The sequence below is a fragment of the Bradyrhizobium sp. B124 genome (assembly GCF_038967635.1).
Taxonomy (GTDB): domain Bacteria; phylum Pseudomonadota; class Alphaproteobacteria; order Rhizobiales; family Xanthobacteraceae; genus Bradyrhizobium.
This window is the reverse complement of the sequence record NZ_CP152413.1, coordinates 2785616-2808255: the sequence shown is the minus strand read 5'-3', so window position 1 is coordinate 2808255 and position 22640 is coordinate 2785616. Positions and strand designations below refer to the sequence as shown.

General features: G+C 63.5%; 23 protein-coding genes and 1 pseudogene. 18 read left to right on the top strand and 6 right to left on the bottom strand.

Translation table 11 applies throughout. The features are described from left to right. Positions 1 to 122 precede the first annotated feature (122 nt). Positions 123 to 581 (top strand): pseudoazurin, encoded by a 459-nt coding sequence (locus tag AAFG13_RS13640; RefSeq protein WP_342712323.1) that lies wholly within the window; start codon positions 123 to 125, stop codon positions 579 to 581. Between the two features lie 279 nt (positions 582 to 860). Here AAFG13_RS13640 and AAFG13_RS13635 read toward each other — a convergent pair whose 3' ends face one another. Both AAFG13_RS13635 and AAFG13_RS13630 read right to left on the bottom strand, forming a co-directional pair. Further along, entirely contained in the window at positions 861 to 1076 is a 216-nt protein-coding gene (locus AAFG13_RS13635) for a hypothetical protein (protein WP_342712322.1), read from the bottom strand. Between the two features lie 18 nt (positions 1077 to 1094). Continuing rightward, positions 1095 to 1277: a hypothetical protein gene (locus AAFG13_RS13630; protein ID WP_212310400.1), complete on the bottom strand. Its 183-nt coding sequence runs from the start codon at positions 1275 to 1277 to the stop codon at positions 1095 to 1097. 159 nt (positions 1278 to 1436) lie between these two features. Between AAFG13_RS13630 and AAFG13_RS13625 the strand changes: the two genes are divergently transcribed. From AAFG13_RS13625 to AAFG13_RS13585, 9 genes are all read left to right on the top strand, one after another. After that, positions 1437 to 2615 (top strand): NnrS family protein, encoded by a 1179-nt coding sequence (locus tag AAFG13_RS13625; protein ID WP_342712321.1) that lies wholly within the window; start codon positions 1437 to 1439, stop codon positions 2613 to 2615. A 2-nt stretch (positions 2616 to 2617) separates the two neighbouring features. Then, on the top strand, positions 2618 to 3955 hold the full coding sequence (locus AAFG13_RS13620; protein ID WP_342712320.1) for a hypothetical protein: 1338 nt from the start codon (positions 2618 to 2620) through the stop codon (positions 3953 to 3955). Between the two features lie 3 nt (positions 3956 to 3958). Beyond that, the gene (locus AAFG13_RS13615; protein WP_249131674.1) at positions 3959 to 4471 is read left to right on the top strand and encodes a DUF2249 domain-containing protein; all 513 of its coding nucleotides are present in this window, start codon (positions 3959 to 3961) and stop codon (positions 4469 to 4471) included. Beyond that, a complete protein-coding gene (locus tag AAFG13_RS13610; RefSeq protein ID WP_212310397.1) occupies positions 4468 to 4782 on the top strand; it encodes a metal-sulfur cluster assembly factor in 315 nt (104 codons plus the stop codon). Before AAFG13_RS13615 ends, AAFG13_RS13610 begins: the two co-directional genes overlap by 4 nt. Positions 4783 to 4787: 5 nt before the next feature. Beyond that, on the top strand, positions 4788 to 6212 hold the full coding sequence (gene ccoG, locus AAFG13_RS13605; protein WP_342712319.1) for a cytochrome c oxidase accessory protein CcoG: 1425 nt from the start codon (positions 4788 to 4790) through the stop codon (positions 6210 to 6212). A 134-nt stretch (positions 6213 to 6346) separates the two neighbouring features. After that, entirely contained in the window at positions 6347 to 8176 is a 1830-nt protein-coding gene (locus AAFG13_RS13600) for an ABC transporter transmembrane domain-containing protein (RefSeq protein ID WP_342712318.1), read from the top strand. A 25-nt stretch (positions 8177 to 8201) separates the two neighbouring features. Further along, positions 8202 to 8537, top strand: coding sequence for a helix-turn-helix domain-containing protein (locus AAFG13_RS13595; protein ID WP_342712317.1), 336 nt, complete (start codon positions 8202 to 8204; stop codon positions 8535 to 8537). Positions 8538 to 8583: 46 nt separating this feature from the next. After that, positions 8584 to 8829, top strand: a complete 246-nt coding sequence (locus tag AAFG13_RS13590; protein ID WP_212310393.1) for a biotin/lipoyl-containing protein — start codon at positions 8584 to 8586, stop codon at positions 8827 to 8829. A gap of 13 nt (positions 8830 to 8842) precedes the next feature. Then, a complete protein-coding gene (locus AAFG13_RS13585; RefSeq protein ID WP_342712316.1) occupies positions 8843 to 9691 on the top strand; it encodes a copper chaperone PCu(A)C in 849 nt (282 codons plus the stop codon). A gap of 1468 nt (positions 9692 to 11159) precedes the next feature. Here the strand turns inward: AAFG13_RS13585 and AAFG13_RS13580 are convergent. Both AAFG13_RS13580 and AAFG13_RS13575 read right to left on the bottom strand, forming a co-directional pair. Further along, on the bottom strand, positions 11160 to 11894 hold the full coding sequence (locus AAFG13_RS13580; RefSeq protein WP_212310391.1) for an SDR family oxidoreductase: 735 nt from the start codon (positions 11892 to 11894) through the stop codon (positions 11160 to 11162). 10 nt (positions 11895 to 11904) lie between these two features. Then, on the bottom strand, positions 11905 to 12945 hold the full coding sequence (locus AAFG13_RS13575) for a LacI family DNA-binding transcriptional regulator (protein WP_212310390.1): 1041 nt from the start codon (positions 12943 to 12945) through the stop codon (positions 11905 to 11907). A 193-nt stretch (positions 12946 to 13138) separates the two neighbouring features. Between AAFG13_RS13575 and AAFG13_RS13570 the strand changes: the two genes are divergently transcribed. The 8 genes from AAFG13_RS13570 (at position 13139) to AAFG13_RS13535 (ending at position 21467) form a co-directional block, all read left to right on the top strand. Continuing rightward, positions 13139 to 14440 carry a sugar ABC transporter substrate-binding protein gene (locus tag AAFG13_RS13570; protein ID WP_212310389.1) on the top strand — a complete coding sequence of 434 codons (1302 nt, stop codon included), beginning with the start codon at positions 13139 to 13141 and terminating at the stop codon, positions 14438 to 14440. Between the two features lie 61 nt (positions 14441 to 14501). Then, positions 14502 to 15389, top strand: coding sequence for a sugar ABC transporter permease (locus tag AAFG13_RS13565; RefSeq protein WP_342712315.1), 888 nt, complete (start codon positions 14502 to 14504; stop codon positions 15387 to 15389). A gap of 4 nt (positions 15390 to 15393) precedes the next feature. Next, entirely contained in the window at positions 15394 to 16221 is an 828-nt protein-coding gene (locus AAFG13_RS13560; RefSeq protein WP_342712314.1) for a carbohydrate ABC transporter permease, read from the top strand. Positions 16222 to 16228: 7 nt separating this feature from the next. After that, complete coding sequence (locus AAFG13_RS13555; protein WP_342712312.1) at positions 16229 to 17233, top strand: zinc-binding dehydrogenase; 1005 nt, start codon at positions 16229 to 16231, stop codon at positions 17231 to 17233. A 6-nt stretch (positions 17234 to 17239) separates the two neighbouring features. Continuing rightward, a complete protein-coding gene (gene ugpC / locus AAFG13_RS13550; RefSeq protein WP_342712311.1) occupies positions 17240 to 18313 on the top strand; it encodes a sn-glycerol-3-phosphate ABC transporter ATP-binding protein UgpC in 1074 nt (357 codons plus the stop codon). 62 nt (positions 18314 to 18375) lie between these two features. Continuing rightward, positions 18376 to 19269, top strand: coding sequence for a sugar kinase (locus AAFG13_RS13545; protein ID WP_312011468.1), 894 nt, complete (start codon positions 18376 to 18378; stop codon positions 19267 to 19269). Next, on the top strand, positions 19266 to 20303 hold the full coding sequence (locus AAFG13_RS13540) for a tagatose 1,6-diphosphate aldolase (RefSeq protein ID WP_342712310.1): 1038 nt from the start codon (positions 19266 to 19268) through the stop codon (positions 20301 to 20303). Before AAFG13_RS13545 ends, AAFG13_RS13540 begins: the two co-directional genes overlap by 4 nt. Before the next feature lie 39 nt (positions 20304 to 20342). Further along, on the top strand, positions 20343 to 21467 hold the full coding sequence (locus AAFG13_RS13535; RefSeq protein ID WP_342712309.1) for a mandelate racemase/muconate lactonizing enzyme family protein: 1125 nt from the start codon (positions 20343 to 20345) through the stop codon (positions 21465 to 21467). 96 nt (positions 21468 to 21563) lie between these two features. Here the strand turns inward: AAFG13_RS13535 and AAFG13_RS13530 are convergent. Then, a pseudogene (locus AAFG13_RS13530) lies at positions 21564 to 21664 on the bottom strand (oxidoreductase); the annotation flags it as partial. Positions 21665 to 21788: 124 nt separating this feature from the next. Further along, positions 21789 to 22538 carry an IclR family transcriptional regulator gene (locus AAFG13_RS13525; RefSeq protein ID WP_212310382.1) on the bottom strand — a complete coding sequence of 250 codons (750 nt, stop codon included), beginning with the start codon at positions 22536 to 22538 and terminating at the stop codon, positions 21789 to 21791. Positions 22539 to 22640: the final 102 nt, after the last annotated feature.

Below are 22640 nucleotides of genomic sequence, written 5' to 3'. Positions count from 1 at the left end.
CTTCTTACCCCGGCAAACCGTCCAGAAACTTGCGCTGGCGCAATCTCTGGGACCTCGAAGCGGCCTATGTCCTGCTGCGGCACCCGGCCATCCCGGGCTGAAGGTTTCATGGGAACTCGAAGATGAGAAAGATTGCGACGATGGCTGCCGCGGCGGCCCTCGTTCTGGCCACGGGCGCCGCACGCGGAGCCGAGGTCGAAGTCAAACTGCTCAACAAGGGAAGCGAGGGCGCCATGATGGTGTTCGAGCCGGCGCTGGTGAAAGTTGCACCGGGCGACACCGTGAAGTTCGTGGCGACCGACAAAGGCCACAATGCCGAGACCATCAAGGGCATGCTGCCCGAGGGCGCGGCTGCGTTCCAGGGCAAGAACGGCGAGGACATCGCCGTGAAGTTCGATCAGGAAGGCATCTACGGGGTGAAGTGCCTGCCCCACTACGGAATGGGCATGGTGGCGATGATCGTCGTCGGGTCGCCCACCAATCTCGATCAGGCCAGGGCTGTGCCCCAGGTCGGCAAGGCGAAGCAGGTGTTCGCGACGCTGTTCGACAAGCTCGAAGCGAGCAAGACCGCGGCCAAGTGACCGCTGCGGCTATCGCCGCCATACGCCCCAGTGCGCCGGATGGACGAGGACTGCCTCGTCCGTCCATGCATTGTGCTAAACGCCGGAACGGCGCCGGTTCGGGAAGCGAAGGCGTGTTCGATTCCGGCTGTGTATGTTGCCGAGTTCACGTTTGCAATCTTCAGGGGCGAGCGCGATCCGAACCATCCGGCGCGCGGGGAGGAGACGCACATCGAGTAGTGCTCGTCTCGAAGAAACGGAGGCCGCATTGATCTGGCGCAAGTGCGCCATCGATCGAGCTTACGGCCGCATGAACATGAAATCGGTGTCCGGATCGCAGTTGTCGGCGACGAAGTGCAGTTCGGACTGCACATCGGCGACGCCTCTGGTGACCAGATACTGGGACACGACCAAACCGAGTAACGCGCGGCATAGACCATCACGGTCGAGGCCCGTGGCATCGGCTTGCTTGAGGGCGGCATCGAAGTGATACCTGGCGATATCCGAAGCGGACAATTTTGTCTCCTTGCTGAGCTATCGATTCTCTGCCTCCGCCGAGCAGCAGGTGCAGCAGTTCGGCTTGGCGCCGGTCAAGATCGTTACGGGAGCTTCATCGTCGACGTGGCGGAGGAGGTCCGTGACGACGGTCTCGACGAGCCGCCGCTCGATGCCGCTGTCGTTCCGGCCCTTGCCGCGTAGTCTCTCGAAAATCCGCATCTCGCCCTCCGTTTGACGGTCCGAAAATAGCCCGAGTGCCGATCCGATCTTTGTCGTGGATCAAACGGATCGGCGAATGAGGAGCTAGTTTGCGCCCCGACAAAGAGAGGCCGACGGCACGCATCTAATCTGGCGTCTATTCGATCGGGAGCGGCGACCATGGCCACGATGCAGAAGTTGAGGAACTACAGAGGCCCGGCGCTCTTGTCGCATGGCTTCCGACCGTTCTTCCTGTTCGCCGCCATCTATGCCGGCGCGGCGATTCCGTTGTGGCTTGCGATCTTTGCCGGCCATGTTTCGCTGCCGACGGCGTTCGCGCCGCGAGACTGGCACGTCCATGAGATGCTGTTCGGCTACGTGGGCGCCGTCGTTGCGGGCTTTCTCTTGACCGCGATCCCCAATTGGACGGGACGGCTGCCGATCCAGGGAGTGCCGCTCGCGCTGCTGTTCGGATCCTGGGTCGCCGGACGGGCCGCGACGTCGTTCTCCGATATAATCGGCTGGCGAGCCGCGCTCACGATCGACGCCGCTTTTCTGGTTCTACTCGCGGCGGCGGCCGCGCGGGAAATCGTCGTCGGGCGCAAGTGGAACAACCTGAAGGTCGTCGCGATCGTCTCCTTGCTTGCCGGCGCGAACATCGCCTTCCATATCGAAGCTCATATCACCGGGCTTGCGGAGTATTCGACGCGCGCCGGTGTGGCCCTGGTCGTCACGCTGGTCTGCGTCATTGGCGGCCGGATCGTGCCGAGCTTCACGCGCAACTGGCTCGCGCGCCGCGCCCCCGGACGACTACCAGTTCCTTTCAACCGGTTCGACGCGATCGCGATGGTCGCCGGCGTCTGCGCTATGGCTGCATGGGTGATATTCCCGACGGGTCGGTCAACGGCCTGCGCTCTTGCAGCCGCCGGTCTATTGCATTTTGCTCGTCTGGTGCGTTGGGCCGGAGACCGGACCTTCTCCGATCGCCTCGTCTTGATCCTGCATGTTGCCTACGCCTTCGTGCCTGTTGGTTTCTTCCTCTGCGGACTTTCCGCGGTCGATTTCGTCGCCCCCGGTGCGGGCCTGCATGCCTGGACCGGAGGCGCGATTGGCTCGATGACGATCGCGGTAATGACGCGCGCATCGCTCGGACATACGGGACAGGCGCTCAAGGCTTCAGGGCTCGTTCAAGCCGTCTACGCCGCCATCGTGATCGCCGCCGTCGCACGTGTCTGCGCCGCGATCGAGCCGAGCCACTCCGTTCCCCTTCTGATGGTGTCCGGCATCGCATGGACGTCTGCGTTCCTCGGTTTCGTGGTCGCCTACGCGCCGCTTCTCTGCTGCGCACGGAAGTTCTGATCATGATCGGCTCGAACATATCCCGATGGACGATGACCTATTTCGCGGCGGCGCTCGCGTGGCTGTTCGTCGCGCTTGGTCTGCTGGTCGCGGGCGTCGGCTATCCCGCTGGCGACATCGCGTCGCCCGACACTCTCGTTCTCGTTCACGTGATCTGCGTCGGATGGTTGAGCCTTGCGATGTGCGGAGCGTTGTTCCAATTCGTGCCTGTCCTGGTTGCCAAGCCGCTGTTTTCCGACAAATGGGCCTTGCCGGCGCTTGCCTTGTTGACGGTGGGGCTTCTGTCGCTGCTCGGAGGATTTCTTTGCTTGGGCGGCCGTCTCCCGCCAGCGCTCTGGTTGCTGCCACTCGGCGCCATTCTGCTCGTCGCAGGCTTCGGTTTGGTTGTCCTGGATCTCGGTTTGACGGCTTGGCTGCGTCCAACCGGGCCGGCTCGCTTCGTCCTTGTGGGACTGGCTTCACTGTGTGCCACCATGGCGTTCGGTGCGATTTTCGCGTTCGCGCTCGCCGGGTGGGCGGGAGCGGCGGGGGGAGTGGTTCTCTCAAGCGGCATCCCGCTGCACGCCATCGCCGGTCTCGGCGGCTGGCTTACCTTGACCGCCATGGGCGTCAGCTACCGTCTTCTGGCAATGTTCATGCTGGCGCCCGACGTCGACGACCGGCAAAGCGGCGTCACGCTCGCCGTGGGGGCGCTGGCCGTTGCCTTCGCCGTGGCGGGCGGAGCGCTTGCGATTGGGCTCGCCGCCGGTCTGCAGATCGTGCTGTCGATCGCTGCGGTCCTTGGCATCGCATCGGCTGCCCTTTACGGGCGAGACGTCGCCGGCATCTTCAGCAACCGCAAGCGTCGCCATCTCGAGCTCAACATGCGGATGGCGACGCTGTCGTTCGCGAGCCTTGCAGGCATGGCACTGCTCGGAATCGCGCTCGTCACGTTCGACGCCTTTCTCGCGAATGTGGGCGCGTTCGCTTTCCTCGCGATCTTCGGCTGGCTGTCGGGTCTGGTCCTCGCGAAACTCTACAAGATCGTCGCGTTCCTGACCTGGCTGGAGACCTATGGCCCCGTGATGGGGCGCGCTCCGACCCCGCGCGTCCAGGATCTCGTTGCCGAGGACCGGGCGACGAAATGGTTCGTTATCTACTATGCGGCCGTTTGGACCGGTACGGCGGCTCTGCTGGGCGGCGAACCGGCGGCGTTGCGCGTGGCCGCAGCGGCAATGACGGTCTGCGTGGTCGGCATCGTCCACGAAATCGTTCGGATCCGTCGGCTTGCCGACGTCGCTAGACCGCTGCGGCTACCCGTCGGCGCGGTCGCGCCGCACCTTCTGTTCGCAAGAAAATGAGAGATGAGCATCATGACCCAGTACATCGACGTCGACGTCCGTCCGATCCTGCGCGCTGGAGGCGAGCCGTTCTCGGTGATCATGTCGGCGCTGGAGAACCTCGCGCCGGGGCAGGGATTGCGCCTTTACGCGACGTTCAAGCCGATTCCTCTGTTCGCGGTGATGCAGAAGAAAGGTTTCGCGCACACCGAACAGGCTCTCGAAGGCGGCGAGTGGGAAGTCCTCTTCACTCCAGCCGAGACGCAGCCCGATGAGCCCGCGGCGGCGGCATCGAACTTCGACAACTGGCCAGACCCCGCCGTCACGCTGGACAACCGGGATCTCGACCCTCCGGAGCCGATGGTCCGGATCCTCGCGGAAGCGGACAAACTCGGGCCCGGCGAGACATTGTCGGCACTGCTGCGCCGGGAGCCGGTGTTCCTGTTTCCGCAACTCGAAAAGCGTGGTTTCCGCTGGCTCGGAGGCTTCACTTCGGACGGCACCGCCTACGAACTGACCGTCCGGGCCCCATCATGACCAGCGAACTCGTCGACCGCGTGCGCGATGCGCTGCGGGTCGTGATCGATCCGGAACTCGGCGAGAACATCGTCGATCTCGGGTTCGTCTACGACATCACCGCCGAGGCAGGGGCGGTCCGGATCACGATGACGGCGACGACCCCGGGATGCCCGGCGACCGGTTTCCTGAGGGAAGGGGCACAGGCTGCCGCGTCCGCCGTCTCAGGGGTCGTCTCTGCCGACGTGACGATGACGTTCGAGCCGGCCTGGGACCCATCCCACATCGAACCCGCCGTCCGGGCCTCTCTCGGCTTCGCCGCAGTGAACTGACCGCCATGGCCCTTACCATCGAGATCGATCACGCCAAGACCCGCGCGAAGGCCGCGGCCGCCGCCGGCCAGCCGGTCGTGCCCCAGTCCGTCAGGGGCACGATCCGCCGGATCAAGTGGGGCGTCCTGCTCCTGACGTTGTCGATCTACTACGTCACGCCGTTCATCCGTTGGGACCGCGGGCCCAACGCACCGGACCAGGCTGTCCTGCTCGACTTCGCCAACGGCCGCCTTTACGCCTTCTTCGTCGAGATCTGGCCGCAGGACCTCTATCTCGTCACCGGCCTGTTGGTGTTCGCGGCCACCATCCTGATCCTGACCAATGCGCTTGCGGGTCGCCTGTGGTGCGGCTTCGCCTGTCCGCAGACGGTCTGGACCGACCTGTTCCTGCTGGTCGAGCGGCTGATCGAAGGTGATCGCCGCCTGCGCCTGAAGAACAGAGGTGCGTCCCTGACTCCGAAGCGGGCGGCTCAGATCGTCGCGAAGCACGGGGCCTGGCTGCTGATCTCCTTCGCGACCGGCGGTACGCTGATCTTCTACTTCACCGATGCGCCGGGCCTGCTGCGGGGCTTCGCTTCCGGAGAGGTGTCCACGAACGCGTTGACCTGGATCGTCGTCTTCGCCGGCACGACCTACGGCCTGGCCGGCTTCGCGCGCGACCAGGTCTGCACCTTCATGTGTCCGTGGCCCCGGCTGCAGGGCGCGATCTGGGATCCGGAGGCGTACACTGTCAATTATCGCGACTATCGCGGTGAACTGCGGACGTCTGCGAAGAAGGCTGCGGCAGTCCGGCTCGAGGGCAAGCCCGCCGGCGACTGCGTCGATTGCGGCCAGTGCGTCGCCGTCTGTCCGATCGGTATCGACATCCGCGAGGGACCGAACTTCGCATGCATCAACTGCGGGCTCTGCGTCGATGCCTGCGACGGGGTCATGTCCAAACTCGGCCGTGCCCGTGGTCTAATCGACTACGAAAGCTGGACCAACATCGAGCGAGGCCGTCGGAAGGAGGCGCCGGTCAACCGTCTGGTGCGGCCGAAGACGATCGGCCTGACGGCCGCAAGCCTCGCGCTTGCCGGCATCATCATGGTCGCGTTCGCGACCAAGACCACGGCTATCCTTTCGGTCCAGCACGACCGGGATCCCGTGGCGGTCAAGCTCTCGGGCGGCTCGCTGCGTAACGCCTACACGGTGAAGCTTCTGAACAAGTCGTCGGCTCCGCACACCTACGCGCTGTCCGTCAGCAGCGTCGACGCCAAACTCGCCATCGTGGGCGTCCAGACAGGTTCGTCCGTCGTGGTCGGGCCCGAGACTTCCGAAGCGTTGCGGGTCACTTTGACGGGGTCGGCGGACGGTCAGGGTGACGTCGTATTCGCAGCCCGGGACGAGACCGGTGCCGTCCTTTCGGCAAAGGACAGATTCGTCGATCGATGACCGCGCCTCTCGGCCGATCCGATCCGCGCCGAGTTCGATTACTTCGGAGACCGTAGAAACCCGGATTAGGGCTTTACCGGATTTGCAAGCCCCGTCGTAACGGACCTAAGTCGGTCACCACTTGGAGCATGCGCATGACGACTGTCGAACACTTCGAACCGTACGCCGCCTCCTCCCGGTCAGGCGGGGTCGCGAAGAAGCGCGATGCGATCTCGACGAAGCGCAGCGGCCTGCGTCCTCTGGTTTCGCTGTTTCCCTACGTGGCCCGCTATCGCGGACGCGCGATGCTCGCATTCCTGTCGCTCACGGTCGCAGCGGTCACCACGCTCGCTATCCCGGTGGCGGCACGACGAATGGTCGATTTCGGCTTCGATCCGGACGGCCTTTCGGCGATCGACGGCTACTTCGCGGCCATGATCGCGGTCGTGGCAGTGCTGGCCTGCGCCAGCGCCTGCCGATACTATTTCGTGGCGACTTTGGGTGAGCGCGTGGTGGCTGACGTCCGGCGGGATGTCTTCGGTCATTTGCTCCGACTGTCGCCTTCTTTCTTCGATCAATCGCGCAGCGGCGATCTCACCTCGCGGCTGACGGCAGACACCACGCAGATCAAGGCGGCGGTCGGCGCATCCGCTTCCGTGGCTTTGCGCAACCTGATCATGCTGCTCGGGGCAATCGTCATGATGACGGTCACAAGCCCGAAGCTTTCCGCAATGGTCCTGCTCGTCATCCCTGCCGTCGTGATCCCCCTGATTGCATGCGGTCGATGGGTCCGGCGGCTGTCCCGCAACGCTCAGGATACGCTCGCCGATGCAACCGCCTACGCTTCGGAGCTGATCGGCGCGATCAGAACGGTACAGGCCTACAACGGCGCGGCGATCGCGACCGATCGCTTCGGTCGCGAGGTGGACGAAGCCTATGAGGCGTCTCGCGTTTCGACCAGGGCGAGGGCCGTTCTGACCCAGATCGTCATCTTCATCGTGTTCAGCAGTGTTGTGGTCATTCTCTGGGCCGGCTCTCGCGACGTGGCGATGGGAGCCATGAGCGCCGGACGTCTCGGTCAATTCATACTCTACGCGGTCCTGGCTGCGACGAGCCTCGGCCAGCTCAGCGAAGTCTGGGGCGAGGTGTCCGCGGCTTCGGGCGCAGCGGAGCGCCTGTTCGAGATACTTCGCCTCAAGCCCGAGATCGCAGCCCCGAACCGGCCGTTGAACCTGCCGCTGGCCTGTCAGGGAAGCGTGGCATTCGAAGGCGTCAGCTTCGCCTATCCGGGAAGGCCGGACGTCCGGGTCCTCGACGACGTCGCGTTCTCCGTGCGCTCCGGTGAGAAAATCGCCATCGTCGGGTCGTCCGGGGCCGGCAAGAGTACGTTGTTTCACCTTCTCCTGCGGTTCTACGATCCGAGTTCGGGATTGGTCTCGCTCGACGGAACTGCCGTCCACGAGGCCGACCCCGAAGAAATCCGCTCGCGCATCGCCCTGGTTCCGCAGGATCCGGTCATCTTCGCCGCCTCAGCCCGAGACAACATCCGCTTCGGGCGCCCCTCCGCGACGGATGCCGAGGTAGAGCGCGCCGCCGACCTGGCCTCAGCTTCCGGGTTTCTGGCCATGCTGCCGGAAGGACTTGACACGCGACTAGGCGAACGTGGCGTCATGCTGTCCGGTGGGCAGCGCCAGCGTATCGCCATCGCGCGCGCGATCCTGCGCGATGCCCCCCTTCTGCTCCTCGACGAGGCCACCTCGGCGCTCGATTCCGAGAGCGAGGCCGCGGTCCAGGCCGCGCTCCAGGGGCTCATGAAGGGACGGACCACTCTTGTCATCGCGCACCGTCTTGCCACCGTCCTGTCCTGCGACCGCATTCTGGTGTTGGATCGCGGCAGGATCGTCGAACAGGGCACCCATGAGGAGTTGTCGTCGGCCGGCGGTCTTTACGCCCGCCTTGCGCGGTTGCAGTTCGGAACGAACTGAGCCGACGCTTCGGATGTCGGAGGCTGTGAACATCGAAGATGAAGAGCGGGCGCGATATCGAAGCTCGCGGTCGTTCGACTCGAGCGTGTTGTCGTCGTCGTGTTCAGATCTCGATTTTCTGACTGCATTGGGCGAACGTCTTCGCGAACTCCGCACGGCTCGCGGCATGTCGCGCCGCGAGCTCGCCGGCGCCTCGGGAGTGTCCGAACGCTGGATCGCGCGGATCGAGAGCGGCAAGGGCAACGTCACGATCCTCCTGCTACGGCGTCTGGCTTCGGCTTTTCGTCAACGACCGGTTCAGCCGGCGGGGGATATCGAGACGAATTTGCGCTGCAACAAGCAGTTGGCGGGCGGTATGTGAGACCTTCTTCAGGAAGGCTTCGGCGTGAGCCCAACGGAGATGGACGATGAATATCGATATCAAGGCGGATGAGACCCTCTGGCGCAATACCATGCTGCCTGAAGGCTTCGTGACGAAGTGGCTAGTTGCCGACGGCGAACTGGCAAAAGAAGGGCACGGCATCGCCGTTGTCCGTATCGAAGGCGCGCTGCACGATATCGTCGCTCCGTGCCACGGCCGCGTGAAGATCGAGACGGGCGTCAATCACGTTATCGAGCCCGGATCGCTACTCGCCACGCTCGTTCCCGCCTGACGGGAGAAACGCCATGCTGAAGGTCGCAAGCATCACCCTGGTCGCCGTGGCGCTGCTCGCATTCACAAGCTCCGCTCCCTCGCTTGCTGAGCATGAACGTGTCGCCGTCAGCCAAGCCTGGACCCGTGCCACGCCGAAGGGTGCCAAGGTCGCGGGCGGCTATCTCACCGTCGAGAACCGCGGTACTCGCGCCGATCGCCTGCTGTCGGCGGAAAGCCCCGCCGCCGGCAAGGTCGAAATTCACAGCATGACCATGCAGGACGGCATCATGACGATGCGTCCCCTCGACGACGGGCTGGCGATCCCTCCGGATGCGACGGTCACTCTCGCGCCAGGCGGCGATCACATCATGTTCGTCGGATTGACCACGCCGTTCGAGGAGGGACAACGTATCCCGGTGTCGCTGAATTTCGAACGCGCAGGCAAGGTCGAGGTCGCGTTCGAGGTCGTCAGCGTTGGCGCAAAGGGGCCGCGGCTGCAGATCGTTTCGGGCGATCCAGCACCGCTGACGGTGTTGGCGGCAAGCGCGGTCCCGCGCGGCGAGCCCTTCTTCACCCACATCTGCGGAACGCGGGTGATGGCCGACGTCACGGTCACGCCCGGCCGCAGCGGGCCTGTCGAGATCGACGTGAAGCTGGAGGACGGCGATGAGAAGCCGCTCGCGGTCGATGGTCTCTCTGTGGTCTTGTCCAATCCGGACAAGCACATCGCTCCGGTCAAGGCGACGGCCGAACGGATCGCGGCGGACAGCTGGCGCGTCCGCATGACGGCCGCGGTAGACGGCAAGTGGTCGTTGTCTCTCGGAATCGACATGGCGAAGGACGATCGCATCGACATCGCGGCTCCGATCATCATCGAGTGATGATGGGTGACTCGTCGGACTGGCATCTGTGCCAGCGAAATGCCGATAAAGCTCTCCGCCGACGTCAGCGAGTTCGAGCGGCGGGCCGGAGCTACTGCGGACGGGATGGGCCAACACCCGAGCTACCAGTTTTCGGACTGCCTCTTGGCCCCGAGCAGCATAGCGTTCGTCGTAGCTCGGTTTCGCTCCAACCAATACCGTCCTGATGCCCCGGGCGACAGCAAAGCAACGAGTGGCGCGACAAGGCCGTCGCGGCTTGGTTCCGTGATGTTACCGCCGGTCACCCCGCAAACCGTAGCTCTTAAGCGTGGGGTCAAAGGACGGATTTCGCGATGAAGAACACTATGCGGAGAACCTTAGCAGACGAAATCGTTCACGAAATTCGGGACCCTACCTCGTCGTCTTGAGCATCTACGTCGAAGAACTGGAGCGACCAGTAGCGGAAGTATGGCAAGCAGTGCTGGCCACGCCTAGGCGACCGCCTGAAATAGCAATTTGAGATGGTTGCATGTCCCCGATTTGAACCTATCGATCGATGGCGTTGTAGTCGCAATTGCCCCCGTAAAGTCCGAGTAGCGCGTGTTCGGATATCAGGCAGTGCAATCACTATAACCGTGCGACGAATGCCCACTTTCAGTCGGATAAGCCCAGTGGTGCGACCAGTAAGTGATTGATTGTTCTCAACCCGGGGCTGACTCTTAATCAGCGGGTCCCAGGTTCGAGCCCTGGTGCGCCCACCAAAGGAAGATCCTTATTTTCCAAGACCTTTGCGGAGTGGTCGCCGAGAACAAAATGGGTCTCGTGCGACGTTTTTTTGCGGAAGGACGTGGTGCAGCCAGATTGCTGTGCGACCTTCTCTTTGTTTTTGTATCTTCCCCCATTCGATACAGCGCGCTGATCCGCCGGTACAGGTCGATTACGTGCTCGTCGTAGAATAGGATATCAGGGCGAGCAGAACGGACAGTCTGTTCTGCTCGTCGCCACCGGGTACCGTTTGCTGAAGAATCAGAATCGGATTGTCCGGGAGGCGATTCGTCCCCTCGCGACCACACGACTTTCCACGCCAAACTACGATTGTTCACGATCTCACACGCTACACGGTTGTGAACGCTGAGCTAAGTGGCCCTTTGTTCCTCCGCCGAAGGTTCCGCTTTTCGTCCGGCAGACCTCGCGAACCTTGACATCGCTTCAGATCCCGCCCCGGCAACCCACCTCAAAGAAATCTCACTCACTGCCGCACTACACGTCGAAATCCTTCTCCATCGCCGCTGACGGTATGTCGATATCCCCTTTCAGCCAATCTGAAGCAGCGGCAGTCGATATGGTGTGGGATCATCTGCTCTCGCGTGCGATTGGCAGGCGAAGATGAGTCACGCCGCCGGAGGCGAGTCTCGCAAGCTCGCAGTCATGACTTAGTTCCGCAAAGATGGAGGCCACCGGCCGAGTCGCGTCTTGGTTCCCGTTGGCGTCATCCTGCCAGAAATCCGCCGTCCACGGCAACGACGGTGCCCGTCGCATATTGCGAGGCCGGCATGCAGAGGAAGGCAACGGCGCCTGCAATGTCTTCCGGCTTCCCCCAGCGCTTGAACGCCGTGCGGTCGGCTATGCGCTGATAGTGCGCGCGGTCGGTCCGGCCCGCCGCGTTGATTGCGGTTTCTATATAGCCAGGCGCGACCGCGTTGACGCGGATGCCTTCCTCGGCCCATTTCAAGGCCAGCGCCTTGGTCAGCATGACGACGCCGCCTTTGCTGGCGCAGTAGGCAGGGATGCGCGGCAGCGCCAGCGTGGCATTCATCGAGGCAATATTGACGATCGAACCTTTCGTCGCCGCAAGCAGTGGCCGAAACGCCATGGAGGTCCGGAACGTGCCGGTGAGATTGACGTCGAGCACCTTCACGAAGGTCTCGATTTCGAATTCCTTGTCGCGTGCGAGAATCCCGGCGCAATTGACCAGCGCATCGACGCGCTTATGCTGCCGGGCGAAGGACGCGACGGCTTCGTCATCCGTGACGTCTAGCGTCGCGAGCGCGAGCCCGGTGCGTGGCTTGAGCAGGGTGCGAGCAAGATCAGCCTCGTTCGCGGCGGTTGCGGTCACCGTCGCGCCGAGGTCGCAAAACTGGTTGCTGATCGCCGCGCCAATGTCACCGGCGCCACCGATCACGACGGCATGAAAGCCGTATGCGAGGGAGAAATTGAAATTCATCGCGGCGGGCTCACTTCAGGGATTTCGGAGGTGGGGCCGTCGATTCGCGGACCACCAGCGAGAAATCGATCTCGCGATGCATGATGGTCTGCTCACCGGCGAGGCTCCGCACCAGATATTCTCCGGCGCGCTGCCAGGTTTCTCCAGTCGGAACGTGGATCGTGGTCAGGCTCGGCCGCAAATGGCGGCTCCAGTCGAGGTCGTCGAATCCGACGACCGATAGATCGCGCGGCACGGAGAACCCGTCGCGCTCCGCCTCGAGCAACACGCCATAGGCGATGACGTCGTTGCCGCACACCACGGCCGTTGGACGGTCCTTGAGATTGAGAAGATGGCGCGCCGCCTCCCGCGCGTCGTCCAAGGTATACGGCACCTCGACATGCCATTGCGGGGGAAGCTCAAGCCCGTTTTCGGTCAGCGCGCGGCGAAAGCCGGCGACGCGCGCGCTGGCGCGGTCGTTGTTGCGCTGAAGTGCCGAGACGATCCCGATGCGGCGGTGGCCGAGCTCGATGACATGTGCTGCCGCGCGATGGGCGGCGGCTTCGTTGTCGGTGCCGACGCAGGGGTAAGGTCGATCCGGCTGGTAGATGCCGACATTGATGAAAGGCACGGCGTTGTCCGCGAGCAGCTTGCGCAGTCCTTCGTGATGGCAGTCGCCGCGCAACACGAGTCCGTCGACACCGCGGCTGATCAAATTGCGCGCCTGCTGAAGCTCGACGTCGAGATCATATCCGCTCGTGGTGAGGAACAGCATGTACCCTACCGACGACAGATATTGCTGCAGCGAGGCGATGCCGCGCGCGAACATCGTGTTGTCGATGGTCGGCACGATCGCGCCGAGGGTGCGCGAACGCCGGGATGACAGGATGCGCGCCGGCGCATGTGGGATGTAGCCGAGCGCGTCGATGGCCTGTTCGATGCGGGCGCGCAAAGACGGGCTCACCGCATCGGGATTATTGAGGGCGCGCGAGACCGATGCCGTCGAGACGCCGGCGCGAGCAGCCACGGCGCGGATACCCTGTTTCACAGACCGGGCGTTTGTCAGTCTCATGGATGTAACGTTACATCTGGTGCCGAGGGCGGCAAAGTAGCGGTTATGTCGTAAGTTTGCAGTATATTGTGTTGCATGTCCATCGCTTGACACGGCGGTCGTATGGTCTAATTTGTAACCGTTTTCAGACCGTGCTCAAACGTGTTCAAAAATGGTCCGCCAGCTTAAGGCGGTCAGCCGGGAGGAGAGTTTGATGAAGGCCAGGATGCTCGCGACCCACGTCGCGTTGCCCGTTCTCGCGATTGCTGCGGCGACCGCGCAGGCGCACGCCGCCGATTTCGACTGGATGAAGTTCAAGGGCAAGACCGTCACCTTTCTCGCCAACAATAATCCGGTCGCGCAAGCGCTGCTGACCTACAAGGCAGATTTCGAGAAGCTGACCGGCATGACCCTCAAGGTCGACGGCTATCAGGAACAGCAGATGCGACAGCGTCTGGTGACCGTCATGAATGCGAACAGCGACGAAGTGGACGTGTTCATGACGCTGCCCTCGCGAGAGGGCGAGCAGTTCGCCGCTGCCGGCTGGTACGGCGATCTCACTGCGATGGCCAAGAACGACGTGGCCAAGGAATACGATCCCAACGGATTGAGCCAGGCCCTGCTGAAGGCCGCAACCTTCGGCGGCAAGCTGACCAGCATGCCAATGAACATAGAAGGCCCGATCTTCTATTACCGTACTGACATCTTCAGGAAGTGCGGCCTCGAGGCGCCGAAGACGATCAAGGACGTCGAGGCCGCTGCCGAGAAGATCAAGAGCTGCGACAGCACCGTGACGCCGTTCGTCTCGCGCGGCCTCAAGCCAGCGATTGCTTATACCTTCAGCAACATGCTGCACAATATCGGCGGCAGCTATATCGCCAACGGCAAGTCGAATCTCTGCTCGGCCAAGGGCAAGGAAGCGCTCGATACCTATAGTCGCCTGCTGCGCGATTTCGGCCCGCCCGGCGTTGTCAACTACAGCTTCCAGCAGATTTCGGCACTCTATCGCAGCGGCCGCGCCGCAATGGCGTTCGAATCCTCGAATGAATTGCGCACCGTGATGGAAGGCGGCGCGCGCCTCAAGGACACCGGCCTGTTGCCGTTCCCCGCGGGCGATGCCGGCCAGGCGCCGACGACGATCGGTTGGGGCATGGCGGTGTCCTCGCACAGCAAGCAGCCGGATGCGGCCTGGTACTTCGTGCAGTGGGCGACCAGCCCGGAGGTGCAGAAGAAGATGGCGCTCCAGGGCGTTGCCCCGCCGCGTCCGTCGGTCGCCAAGGATCCTGAATACCGCAAGTGGATCGACGAGGAGCCGGTCCGCAAGGAATGGCAGGCCGCGCTCGACGTGCTCGCAACGAAGGGCTCCTCCGAGGTCGGCTATCCCATCGTCGCCAACCCGGAATCACGTGAGTTCATCGGCCAGGCCGTGCAGGAGCTGATCCTGAAGCAGAAGCCGATCGACCAGGCTTGCGCGGATGCCGACAAGGCGCTCGATACGCTGATCGCCCAGAAGTAACGGCTTCATGCCGGCGGGCTTGCTGCCTGCCGGCATCTCCTCACGATAAGGAAACGAACTCATGTCGGCTACCGCTGCGACACTCACGCAGGACCGGCAGAAGCTGGAAATGGCGGCGCTCTCGGCGCCGGCCGTGATCTTCACGGTCGCAATGATCGCGTTTCCGGTGGTCTATACGATCTGGCTCGGTTTCCAGACTTTTTCATCGACCGGCAAGCAGTCTTTCGCGGGCCTCGCCAATTATTCGAAGCTGATCTCCGATCACGAATTCTGGCACGGGCTGTGGATTACCATTGCGCTATTCGTGCTGTCGCTGGTGCTGCAACTCGTCTTCGGCGTCTGGCTGGCGCTGGTGCTGTTCCACGCCAAGCGGCTGCCGGGCATCGTGCGCTCGTTGTTCATTTCGCCCTTCATGATGCCGCCGGTGGTGGCGGGCATGATGTGGCTGGTGATCCTCGATCCGTCGCTCGGTGCTGCCAACTATATCCTCCAGTCGTTCGGCCTGCCGCCGTCGACTTGGCTGGCCTCGCCGACCTGGGTCATTCCGACCGTGGCCCTGATCGACAGCTGGCAGTGGACGCCTTACGTCGCCCTGATCGTGCTGGGCGGTCTGCAATCCCTGCCGTCGAGCGTCTACGAGGCCGCGCAGATCGACGGTGCGTCTCCATTCAGGACTTTCCAGCGCATCACGCTGCCGCTGCTGCTGCCGACCATCGTCACCGCGGCGATCCTGCGCAGCGTCGATCTGCTGCGCTTCTTCGACATCATTTACATCACGACCCAGGGCGGCCCGGGCAACGCCTCGAACACGCTCAACATCTACGGCTTCAGGGTCGGCTTCGAGTTTTTCAACATCGGCTATGCCAGCGCCCTGATGCTGACGCTGACGGCGATCGTGTTCGGCGCCGTGCTTGCCTTCAACCGCCTGCGCGGCGCAGTGGCGTGGTGATGTCATGAACGATGCCGCCACCACCGACCGTTGGATCCGCTGGCTCAACACGGTGCAGCTCGTGATCGCCGGCTTGCTAATCATGGCGCCGACGGTCTGGATGGTGCTGTCCTCATTCAAGCCGTCCTTCGAGGTCACGGCCTATCCGCCGACATTGTTCTTCACGCCGACGCTGGACAACTATGTCGAGCTGACCAGGACCACGCCGTTCCTGAGCTATGCGCTCAACAGCCTCATCGTCACCGTCGGCTCGACCGCGCTTGGACTTCTGTTCGGAATTCCCGCCGCCTTTGCCGTCTCCTGGACGCGGATTTCCTGGCCGGCCATCCTGACGCTCGCGGCGCGCATGGCGCCTGGCACGCTGTTCCTGCTGCCGTGGTATGTGATGTTCCGGCAGGTCGGCATGATCGGCTCCTACACCGCGTTGATTCTCAGCCACGCCGTCATCACGCTGCCGATCGTGATCTGGGTTCTGCTGCCGTCTTTCGACGGCATCCCGCGCAGCGTGTTCGAAGCGGCGCAGGTCGATGGATGCAGCGTCACACGCATTCTCTGGCGCATTGCGCTGCCGCTGGTGGCATCCGGCGTCGCCGTGTCGGCGATCCTCGCCTTCGTCTTCTCGTGGAACTATTTCCTGTTTGCGCTGGTGCTCTCCAATGGCGACACCAAGACGCTGATCGCGGCTGCCTTTAACTTCATCGGCGAAGGCTCGACGCAATGGGGCGCCCTTATGGCTGCGGCGGCGCTGATCGCCTTGCCGCCGCTGGTGCTGGCCGCCCTGGTTCAGCGCTGGCTCGTGTCCGGGCTGACGCTCGGTGCGGTGAAAGGCTAGGTATCTGATGAATTTATCACTCCGTCCAAATGCGATCATGCAGGCCGCGGTCTTCCATGGCAACGACCGCATCACTATCGAGCGTGTCGCGCTGCCCGACGTCGGCGCAGGTGAGGTGTTGGTCCGCGTCTCGCGCACCGCGCTATGCGGCTCGGACTTCAAGCTCTGGCACAAGGGCGCCGAGTTCACCGCCGGCCACGAGATTTTTGGCGTCGTCGAGCAGCCGGGTCACCGCCTGCATGGTTGCCGCTGCGCGGTCTACATCCCCTTGCACTGCGATCGCTGCGCCGCCTGTAAGCGCGGTGACACTCAGATGTGCCTGGAAGTCTCCAGCCTGATCGGCTGGAACAGGCCCGGCGGTTACGCCGAGTACGTTCCGGTGCCGGAAAACTGCCTGCTGCCGGTGCCCGATGATATCGAGGACAGCCTCGCGCCGCTGCTGCTCGACACCATCGGGACGTCAGGTCACGCCGTGCGCTTCGCCAGCCGTGTGGTGCCGCCGAGCGAGGCAGGCGCGGTCCTCGTGATGGGAGCGGGGCCTGTCGGTCTCGGCGTCGTGCTGGCGCTCCGCGCGCTCGGTTACTACGACATCTACGTCGCCGATCCGAACACCACACGCCTGAAGATCGCGCAATCCTTCGGTGCGAAGGCGCACACCGTCGGTGATACCTCGAAGCGTTTCGCGCTGATCATGGAATGCTCGGGCGCGCATGCGGCGCGCAACCTCGGCATCGAGCTGGTCCTGCCGCGCGGCGCGCTGGTGCTGGTCGGCGAGAACGCGGCGCCGTGGACCATCGAGGAAGGCAAGGTGTTCCGCCGCAAGGATTTTTACATGATCCGGACCTTCTACTTCCCGGTCTCGGATTTCGAGCCGAACGTCGAGCTGCTGCGCACGTACAAGGACGAATACCGCGTCCTCGTCGACGGCGAGTTCGGCCTGCAGGCTTTGCCAGAGAATTTCGCCCGCTTCGCCAAGGGCGAGCTGATCAAGCCTGTGCTGGCGCTGGACTGAGCGATCATGGCCTCGATCTCGATCCGCAACCTCGTGAAGCGCTACGGCAATTACACCGTGATCCCCGATCTCAATCTTGAGATTGCGGACCATGAGTTCGTCGTCTTCGTCGGCCCGTCCGGCTGCGGCAAGTCGACCTTGCTGCGAATCATCGCGGGCCTCGAGCCGATTTCGTCCGGCGACCTCTATATTGGCGACAAGCGCGTCAACGGCGTGCAGGCCGCCCAGCGCGATATCGCCATGGTGTTCCAGGACTACGCGCTCTATCCGCATATGCGCGTCTACGACAACATGTCGTTTGCGCTGGAATTGCGCGGAACGCCGAAAGCGGAGATCGATGTCCGGGTGAAGCGGGCTGCCGCGCTCTTGCACATCGAACCTTATCTCGACCGTAAGCCGAAGGAGTTGTCCGGCGGCCAGCGCCAGCGCGTCGCCATGGGCCGTGCCATCGTGCGCAATCCCAAGGCCTTTTTGTTCGACGAGCCGCTATCCAATCTCGATGCAAAGCTGCGCGGGCAGGTCCGGGCGGAGATCAAGGCGCTGTCGCAGGAGCTGAAGACCACCATGGTCTTCGTCACCCACGACCAGATCGAGGCCATGACCATGGCCGACCGCATCGTGGTGCTCCAGAGCGGCACCATCCAGCAATACGACACGCCGGAGACGGTCTATGAGCGGCCGGCCAACCAGTTCGTCGCCGGTTTCATCGGCTCGCCGGCTATGAACTTCTTCCCGATCGGATGGCGCCAGGAGCGTGCGATCCTCTCGCAAGGAGGAACGGTGGTGCCACTGGACGGCGAGACCGCAGGCCAGCTACGTCAGGCCGGTAACGCCGTACTCGGCATTCGTCCCGAACATTTCGCAGTCGCCTCGGATGTCGCCGATGGCATTGCCATCAACGTCAAGCTGGTCGAACCCCTGGGCTCGGACACGCTGATCCATTTCGATCTCGCCGGCGGCTCCGCCATCGCGCGGGTCGACCCGGCGCTGCGGCCGAAGGTCGGCGACCGCCTCGGCCTGCGCCCGCAACCGGGCAAGACGCATTTGTTCGATGCCACCAACGGACAGGTTTTGCGGTGAGTGCATCGGCAAACATCGGAGATCTCTCCTCGCTCGCGGATGTTGCGTCAGGGGCGAGGCCTGTGCACGTGATTTGCCTTGGACTATCGGCGCTCGATCAGGTCTGGCGCGTCGATCGGCCGTTTGCGGGTGGAAGCGAGAAGATCAAGGCCGTCGAGTACGGCACGCTCGGCGGCGGCATGGCCGCCAATGCGAGCGTCGCTGTGGCAAAGCTCGGTGCGTCCGTCGCGTTCTGGGGACGGGCAGGGAATGATGCCGCCGGCCACGAGATGAAATTGGCCTTGGTGACTGAAGGCGTCGATGTCGAGAACTTCCGGCTGTTTCCCGATGGCCGCTCGTCGGTCTCCGGGATCATCGTCGACAGCAGCGGCGAGCGGCAGATCGTCAATTTCCGCGGCCTCTATCCGGAAGCGGCAGACTGGCTTCCGCTCGACGCAGTCACGCGCGCATCGTCCGTGCTGGCTGACCCGCGCTGGGTCGAGGGTGCCGCGACGCTGTTCCGCGAGGCTCGAGCGCGCGGCATTCCGACGGTGCTCGACGGTGACATGGCCGATGCCGAGGTGTTCGAGCGGCTGCTGCCGCTGGCTGACCACGCGATCTTCTCCGAGCCTGCGCTCACCGCCTTCGCGGGCTCAGCCAAGGACGAGTTTCTCACAACGCTGGCGCGCTTTGGTTGCCGTGTCATCGCCGTCACGCGCGGCGAGGGCGGCGTGAGCTGGTACGAGAACGGCCAGCTGCATCGGCAGGCTGCCTATGCCGTCGAGGTCGTCGACACGACAGGTGCGGGCGATGTCTTCCATGGCGCCTATGCGCTGGCGATCGGCGCCGGCCTCGACGTGCGCACCGCCATGGCGTTTTCGGCGGCCACGGCCGCCATGAAATGCCGGCATGCCCGCGGCCGCAATGGAATCCCCACCATCAACGAGTGTCTTGTATTCATGAGGACGAAGCCATGAGAACGATTGGAAAGAACCGCGGCCTGGCACGGCTTGCTGACGCGGATGGCCACTTTCGCATGGTCGCGCTGGATCAGCGGCCGCCACTGTTCGATGCCATCGCGAAAGCAAAAGGCATCACGCGGGACCAGGTCGAATATTCCGACGTCACGGCAGCCAAGCGCCTCCTCGTCGAGAACCTCGCGCCGCATTGCAGCTCGATGCTGTTCGACCCGAACTTCGCGGTGCCCGCTGCGATCGATCTGTTGCCGCCGCGCTGTGGCCTGATCATGACTCTGGAAGAGCACCGCGTCGAGGAAACCGCTTGCGGCCGCAGGTCGCGCGCGATCGCCAACTGGAGCGTGGAGAAGATCCGCGCCATGGGCGGCGATGCCGTCAAGGTGCTGGCCTGGTACCGGCCGGATGCCGATGCCGCGGTGAACGAGCACCAGAGGCGCTTTGTGCGCGAGATCGGCGAGGACTGCGCCCGCCACGACATTCCCTATGTTCTGGAACTGCTGGTCTATCCGTTTCTCGGCAGCGCCAACCACACCGCCGACTATGTGGAATCGCCCGGCAAGCTGCCCGGCCTCGTGATCGACAGCGTGCGCGAGTTCGCCAAGCCGGAATATAGAGTCGATCTCCTCAAGCTGGAAAGCCCGCTGGCGGCCAACGGCCTGCCGGCCCGGGACGGCAGCGCGGAGGCGAAAGCCGCGCAGAAGGAGTTCGACGCGATCGGCAATATCTGCCGCGAGCGGAGCATCCCCTGGGTGCTGCTGTCGGGCGGCGCTGAGCCTGAAAAATTCGAGCGGGTGCTCGACTACTCCTATGCCGCGGGCGCAAGCGGGTTCCTCGCGGGCCGCACCATCTGGCTCGATGCCGTCCTGAAGAACTTCCCGGACCGCGCGGCGGTTTCGGCGAGCCTGCGCAAGGATGGCCTTGGTGTGCTGGAGAGCCTCAATAAGCTGACTACGGCCAAGGGCACGCCGTGGACGGCGCGTTATCCGGTGTTCACTGATATCAAGCAGGAAGGTGACTTCGCGCGCGCCTACTAAGTTGGTAGCGGTTCCGCGTGGTCTCGCAGGATCTGCAACATGACTGATAGCTTCACCATACGCTCGATCGAGGCGTTCTGCCATCGCTATCCCTTAGCGACGCCGGTGGTGACGTCGTTCGGTAAGATGCTCAACCGTTCTGCCGTCTTTGTTCGCGTGATCGACGAAGACAGCGTCGAGGGATGGGGTGAAGCCTGGTCCAACTTTCCAGCACCGGGCGCGGAGCATCGCGCACGACTCGTCAATGAAGTGCTTGCACCGGGCCTCGTCGGGCGCAAGTTCGACAGTCCCGCTCGGGCCTTCGAGGCTCTGACCGACGGTACCGAGGTCCTCGCACTTCAATGCGGCGAGCTCGGTCCATTCGCGCAGGCGATTTCCGGCATCGATCTCGCGCTGTGGGATCTTTTCGCGCGGCGTCTGAACGTGCCGCTGTGGCGATTGCTCGGTGGCCATTCCAGCAGGATCAAGGTCTATGCCAGCGGCATCAATCCCGGTGGCGCTGCGCAGACGGCCGAAGGTGCGCTCAAGCGCGGCCATCGCGCGTTGAAGCTGAAGGTCGGGTTCGGTGCCGAGACCGACCTCGCCAACCTTGCCGCGCTGCGCGCGATCGTGGGCGCGGGCATGCTTGCCATCGATGCCAATCAGGGCTGGCCGGTGGATCAGGCGCTGGAGATGCTTCCGCGGCTCGCCGAATTCGATCTGCGCTGGCTGGAGGAGCCGATCCGAGCCGACAGGCCCCGCGCGGAATGGCGCAGGCTGCGCGCGATCGCGAAGATGCCGATTGCCGCGGGCGAGAACATTTCGAGCGTTGAAGGATTCAAGGAAGTTCTCACGGAAGACGTTCTCGGCGTGGTTCAGCCCGACATCGCGAAATGGGGCGGGCTCAGCGCCTGCGCCGGTCTCGCGCTAGACATTCTGAAATCGGGCAAGACATTCTGCCCACATTACCTTGGCGGCGGCATCGGACTGCTTGCCCCGGCGCATCTGCTCGCCGGGGTCGGCGGCGACGGCTGGCTCGAAGTCGATGCCAACAATAATCTCTTGCGCGAGCTGTTCTGTGGCCCGATCGGCAAAGTGAGGGACGGCACCGTCGAACTGGGCGAGGAGCCCGGGCTCGGAATAGTGCCCGATCTTCTCTCTATCGAATGCTATCGCCGCGTCTAGAGGAGAGAGGGAGGGCTGTTGACCTCCGGCTACAATGGTTCTCGCTTGAGTGACCGCGGACCCCTGGCCGCGGCTTGCTCAAACTGGCCCATGGGCTGGCGCGAATACGCTATCGATTCCGATCAACGTCACGTTGCGAGCAATGTGAGACGCGACGGAGGCAGGCAGGTCCATCCCCCGGCCGGACCGCAGGCGGCGCCACGCCCGTCGACGCCGCTTGCGGCGGACATCGTGGCTGGCAAGAACAAGGCGCGGCGTCGTGATTGATGAGAAGGCGCAGGATCTGGCGAATCGTTTTTGACGGCGGGGCAGGCCGCAGGCCTATCGAGAATAGCCAAGCGCGGCGCCGATGGTTCGGGCCGCATCCATCACGTGAGCCGAATACTCCTTGATCTGCTTGCGCTTGATGCGCGTGTCCGGTCCGGACATGCCGATCGCTCCTACGAGTTCGCCGGAGCGGCCAAGGATCGCGCAAGCGCAGGCCGCGATGCCCTCGCGCCACTCGCCATGCAGCACGGATGAATAACCTTGCGCGCGTGCCAGCTCGATGTCTTCGCGCAGCTCCTTGATCGTCGTTCGCGTCGTCTCGGTGTAGCGCCTGAGATGCGGCCGAAATCGCTCCAGATAGTCGTCCGGCATATGTGCGAGCATCGCCTTTCCCGTCGCCATGGTGAAGGCGGGCGCGCGCATGCCCACGCTCGTATGGGCGCGGATATGGTGAGCGCTTTCGATCTTGTCGACGTAGACGACGTCGGTATCCTCGAGCACAGAAAGATGAATGGTTTCGCCGGTTATCTCGGCAAGTTTCGTCATCGCCGGTCGCGCCACGTTAATGAGGTCCATCCGGTGAATGACATGGCTGCCGAGCGCCCAAATCTTGGTCGTGAGCTCATACGTGCTGTGCGGGGGTATCTGGCGCACGTACCCTTGGGACTGCAAAGTCATGAGCAGTCGATGCACGTTGCTCTTGGTGAACTTCAGCTCGCTCGCAAGGTCCGTGACCCCACGAGGTTGCTCGCTCAGAGCAAGTGTTTCCAGGAGACGCAGTCCCTTGGTGAAGGCCTTATCCATCCAACAACCAAAATAGAATGATCTTTCACCCGATCTAGCATGGCCGGGCGATCGGCCATAGCCCGCAGCAGGGGCAACCCCGAATCCTTCCGGAAACGGGGC